General features: G+C 62.8%; 5 protein-coding genes. 2 read left to right on the forward strand and 3 right to left on the reverse strand.

Features of this window, described 5'->3' with window-relative positions; all coding sequences use genetic code 11:
* Positions 1–179 precede the first annotated feature (179 nt).
* Complete coding sequence (locus JSV65_01905; protein ID UCH35131.1) at positions 180–1,175, forward strand: aldo/keto reductase; 996 nt, start codon at positions 180–182, stop codon at positions 1,173–1,175.
* Positions 1,176–1,331: 156 nt separating this feature from the next.
* Complete coding sequence (locus JSV65_01910) at positions 1,332–2,165, forward strand: hypothetical protein (protein UCH35132.1); 834 nt, start codon at positions 1,332–1,334, stop codon at positions 2,163–2,165.
* 807 nt (positions 2,166–2,972) lie between these two features.
* On the opposite strand, the gene JSV65_01915 is transcribed toward JSV65_01910, so the two are convergent.
* From JSV65_01915 to JSV65_01925, 3 genes are all read right to left on the reverse strand, one after another.
* Positions 2,973–3,347 carry a hypothetical protein gene (locus tag JSV65_01915; protein UCH35133.1) on the reverse strand — a complete coding sequence of 125 codons (375 nt, stop codon included), beginning with the start codon at positions 3,345–3,347 and terminating at the stop codon, positions 2,973–2,975.
* 809 nt (positions 3,348–4,156) lie between these two features.
* Entirely contained in the window at positions 4,157–4,645 is a 489-nt protein-coding gene (locus JSV65_01920; protein UCH35134.1) for a HyaD/HybD family hydrogenase maturation endopeptidase, read from the reverse strand.
* 45 nt (positions 4,646–4,690) lie between these two features.
* On the reverse strand, positions 4,691–5,427 hold a 737-nt coding region (locus JSV65_01925; protein UCH35135.1), incomplete at its 5' end, for a nickel-dependent hydrogenase large subunit.

Below are 5,427 nucleotides of genomic sequence, written 5' to 3' on the forward strand. Positions count from 1 at the left end.
GCCACATGGAGGTAGGAACTGTGGCAAAGAATGAAACTTCACAACCGAAGGGGCGCCAAGTGGGCCTTACCCGGCGGGACTTCCTCGCTGACTCGGCTAAGGCGGCAGCGGCCGCGAGCGGCCTCGGCGCTGCGATGGCGGGATGCGCATCTGCTGCTGCACAGGCCAGTAGTCCCGCCGTGCCTGTGCTGCGTAAGCTGGGGAGCACCGGGCTGAGGGTCACGCCTTTCACCATGGGCGGAATCGGTGCCCAGACCAACGTGCTGAAGGCGGGACTCGCTCGGGGCATCAACTTCATCCACTGTGCACAAGGCTACGGGACGCTCGATCGCGTCGCGGACGCTATCGCTGGGCGGCGGGACAAGCTCATTCTGGGCCTGAAGTACGAGCGTGCAGGGCGCGCCGACTGGGAGTACCTCGACCGGTCGCTCGAGGCGCTCAGGGCAGACCACGTTGACATTCTGTTCTTCCCTCTGAACTCGCCTGATGCGGCACGAGACCGCCAGCACCTGGAGTTCTTCCGCCAAGTCAAGCAGCGCAACAAGGCCCGTTTCATCGGCATCACGACGCACAGCAATGTCGCGCCGACCATGCAGGCGGCGGTGGAGGCAGGATTCTGGCAAGTGCTGATGCCGTCCTACGTGCCGTCGCCGGAGGCACGCGCGGCGCTGCGACCGGTCCTGGATCAGGCGGAGAAGAAGAAGCTGGGCGTAGTCGCGATGAAGACGATGGCCGGAATTCAGCCCAATGCGGTGACACAGATGCAGACGGCGCTCAAGCAGGTCCTGGCCGACACGAGCGTGAGCACGCTGGTCAAAGGGATGTTGACATTCGAACTCTTGGAGGCGTTCCTGGCAGCGGCGGCAAGCGTGCCAACCAAGGTTGAGAAGGCCGAGCTCGAGCAGCACCTCGCGTCGTGCCGCGGCGAGAGCTGCGTACTGTGTGGGGACTGCCCATCGTGCCCGCGCGGCATCAGTGTGTTCGACGTCATGCGCACCTTCGCTTATTACTATGCGCAGGCCGGAGCGCCGCAGTTCGCGCGCGCCGAGTATCGCGCCATACCGGCAGCAGCATCGGGCAAGCTGTGTGATGACTGTGGTGCTTGCACTGCGAAATGCCCTTACGGCGTGGACATCGCCAGACATGTCCGCGCGGCCCATCTCGTACTCGCGTGAGTCGATGATCACGAGTAATGAATGGCAGAGAACACAGACAGGATGATGGCCGACGCGGTAGAAGCCGAGCACATGGCGGAAACTCATTCTGATGAGCGGCGGATTGCTCTCGAGCCCCCATGTGTGAAAGGCCGTTGCTGCTAAGGAGGATCGAAGATGGCTATCGGAGACATCGGGCGGAGCGTGAGAGACGCATTGGTGGGAATCGTGCGCGGAGCAGGTGACGTCGTGAGTGCCACGGTAGAGGAGACGAGACGCGCAACGGTAGCGGCACTTGGAGGAATTGCCGATGTCGGCAAGGCTGCCTCAGGGCTAGTGGCGGATGTTGTCACAGGCGCGCTTGAGGCGGCAGCACAAGTTGGCGGCGAGGCAGGCGCGGTGGCCAAAGGAGCCGTGATTGGTGTCATAAAGGGGGTTGGGGAAGGTACGACAGTGACGGTCGGTGTCGTATCCGATGCGGTGCGGGCCGCCGTCAAGGGCACGGGGCAGGTTGGCGGCGATGTCGCCGAAACCGCCGCCACTCTCGCACACAGCGTCGTGTCTGCCACCAAGGAGACTGCGCTCGGCGTCGAAAGCGCGGCCGTCGGCGTGGCCCATGGTGCGATAATGGGCGCGAAGGATATCGGTGGTGACCTGGGCGAGACGGCGAAAGGTGCGATCAGGGGGAGTGTGCGAGGCGCTCAAGAAGTCGGCGCCGACGCTGTGGAAGCAGTGCGCGCAACAGCGTCCGGCCTGGTCAAGGCTACCGGTGAGGTCGGGGGCGATGTTACGGAGGTGACTCGACAGACCGTTGTGGGGGCTATCCAGGCAGCCAAGGCGGCTGGTCTGGACGCCGAGGATGCCGCCTCGGCCGCTGCTACGGGCGCCATGGAAGGCGCCAAGGAAGTGGGTGAGGCTGCGGTCAATGCCGTGAGCGGCGTCGCGTCAGGCACCATCGAGGGCGTCAAGGTCGTCGTGAAGGCACCCTTCAAGAAGAAAGACACGAACTGAGAGTATCTGGCGCAGTCAGGCGGCTGCGAGACCAGCAAGAGCGGACCTTCAGGTGTTCCCGCGCGCTGCCTAGCGTAAGGCCACCCCCTTGGTCGTCTTGGTGGTCGTCAGCAAACGCGCGGCCGATCAGTCGCTAAGGCAGAGGTCCCGTGTCCGCGCTACTGCATCTTGTTCCGTCCGCGCGAGCCTTCGAGAGCGCTCGCGCTTTGCCACCAATGTCTGAATCTGCAGCGCTGTTCTGCGCGCCAGGATGGCTGCCCTGTGAGCGGAGCAGACATCAAGCGGTGAGGAGCGCCGAATGGAATGCGCCTGGAGGTGACGGTTGGATCAGAGGCAAGCCGAGAGGTATCTCATTGCGATCTGACAGGACCATTCTGTCCCGTAACGAGGGCCGCTCCCGCCGCCTCGCCTAAATCCGCCGGGCGCAGTACGCCATCTGGGCCGTCAAACCGGTGTCCCAGGCCAACTCAACACGGACAACCTGCACCGCCACAGCGGCCTCAGAGGTTGCTAACGTTAGCTGGTTAGCCGAGGAATCGATCGTGGAATCTGCCCTTCGGCTTGCGTGCAGATCGCCTAAGCGGCCCCGGTGACTGCAAGGCACAGTGCAACCAGCACGGTTAACGGGACTCCAGACCTCACGGGTGATCACATCCTTTCCGTGCAAGAGCGTAGCTCCCGTGCAGTTCGGAGCACACGGACCTACAGATCACCCGATTCCCTGAGATGGCAGATTGAGTCGCCCGAAGGCCACTTGGAACGCCAGTAGCGTCTTGGCACTGCCGTTCGGGCTGGTGCGCGTTGCGACTACTTCACCGAGACCACATCGGTCGCGCTGAAGCTGCTGCCGTCTTTGAGGTCTCCGCTCAGCGTCAATGTCACCAGGCCAGGCTCTAGATCCAGATCGGCGACCGCGAACTTGAGTACGATGTCGCCGCAACTGTCAACCCCGACACCGATCGGCGCGGCACCGTCCAGGTCAATCGAACCGGACTCAACACTAGAGGCCACGATATTCGTGTGGACCGTGACGGCATCGACCTTGGCCAGGACGATCATGCTAGGTGACACCATCATGGCTGGCTCATCGCTATCGACTGCACTGTTGGCCATGGCAATCCCGGCAAGGCCGATGCCGAGAAGTCCACAGACGACGAGAATTCCGAGAATGGTTTTCCTCACAGACGGTCTCCTTACTGAAACGTGTTTTGGATAGCGCGGCAGTCAGAGACTGCTGCGCAACTTGGCGCGGATGATACCACACCCGGTGTGTGGTCGTCAAACGCATTCCCGAGGCCAGCCTGCAGGCCGGACGCGACTGGCCCGTGCCGAAGCGGCTCCGCGTATGCCGGCCGGGCGTTTGAAGTATGCCGACCCCTGAGTCTCGAACCCGGCGATTTGTGATGTCGGAATCGGTTCTCCCTAAGCCGGGGACTGAGACTGTCGACGAGTCTGGCAAAGTTTACCGCTCTTGGAGAAAGAGAGAGGATGGACGCCATTCTCGGGGCATTTGCAGCCGAGCAGGGGCCACCAAGTCCACAGCTTCTGGTGGCCTCCGGATGCCAGAATCAGGCGAATCGTGCGCGTGAATTGCCCATCAGGGCATGGAGGCCCTGCGCTCTCGATTCTCCAGGAGAGAGGTTTCGAGCGTAAGGTTGTGGTGGAGGAAAACGGCCTGAGATCGTAACTTTCTCTAACCGTGGATGAGGTGGCAGATTTCGATGCCAGGACGTTCTGGCTACCGAGTGGGAATCGAAACCGCGTCTGAGCGGGCGTGATCGGCGGTGCCTGCCGGCCCACTGCGCCCCATCACCAGCGCGGGGACGATGACAACAACAGATGCAGCACAGACCTCCATGCCAGTTCCGCTTGGCGCCCCGAACGCGGCAGCCGAGAGCGCCGCGCCCTGGATCGAGATGATTGAGCAGCATGGCCGGGCACCCGCCCTGCTCCAGGCTAGCCTCACCCGCAGTTGACAAGCACGCCGAGCTTCAGGTTTCCAGCTCCGACATCACCAGTTCGATGAGCTTCGGAATCGCTTCAGAGATCTGCTCCGACAGCTGCAAGCCGTACTCCACTGTCTTTGGCCTGATACCGAAGATCACCACCTGCTCTGGCGGACACCCGATGACCCGCGTCGCCCTCAGCGCCTCGAGAAAGCCCACTTGGTGCAAGGAAAGAGCTACGTGCTGCTGAGGCCCAATCTGATCGGGCGAGAACCGCAACACCGTCCCCGGCGGTCCGTCAGCGTGCACAGCATCGATGACAATGACCTTCCGACGGTCGGCCAAGGCGTCGAGAAGGTCGATGCCAGCAGTCGCGCCGTCAAGGGTTTCGACCGTGCTGGGCAATTCCATGGTCTGTAGCGTCTCGACGACGCGCACACCGATGCCTTCGTCGCGCAGGAGAATATTGCCGATGCCCAATACAAGCACCGGACGGCGCGCGTGAGATTCGCCGTGGCCTGGTTCTTCTTCCAAGGCGGGTAGAGGCCCCTTCGGTTTCACGTGTCCGCCAACGCCTTGCTAGGAGGTCACTGCGAATCGCTTTGCGTCACCCCCCGCTCTTACCATGTGCACGGAGCAGGCAAGGCAGGGGTCAAAGGAATGCACGACCCGCAGCAGCTCGATGGGCTGATTCGAGTCGGCCACGGGGGTGCCGAGCAAAGCCTGCTCAATGGGGCCCATCTGGCCCGCGTCATCCCGAGGTGAGGCGTTCCAGTTCGTGGGCGAGACCACCTGATAGCGCGAGATCTTGGCGTCGTCCACCGCGATCCAGTGTCCCAGGGCCCCGCGCGGCGCCTCGGTAAGGCCTATCCCCGTCGCCATGTTGGGGACGGGGCTCTCTGCGTAGACCGGCTCTCCTGGCACGAGTTCACCCAGCCAGCCCTCCATAGCGTTGGCGACCTTCTGGGCTTCGAGAGCGCGGGCTGCAACCCTGTCTATCACCGAGATGCCATTGCGATAGTCGCCGTTGACCCACATCCTCGCCAACGGGCCCACCTCGTGGACCTTGTCCAGGTATCTCGGTGACTTGAGCCAAGAGTAAGCTCCCGGCTTCGCTGCGAGGGGCTCCGTGACACCCACGCTGGGGTTCAGTCCGCCGCTTGCCTCCGTGTACCAGGAATGGGCTACGTATTCGGTGATCTGACCGGCCTCTACATCGGACGAGACGGCACCTTCGGTATACCTCCCTCGAGCCAAGAGCTTTGACTCCCCGGCTGCATCGAGGTCGAAGACGCCGTAGGCAAGCAGATTGCCAC

Source organism: Armatimonadota bacterium, assembly GCA_020354555.1.
GTDB lineage: Bacteria > Armatimonadota > Hebobacteria.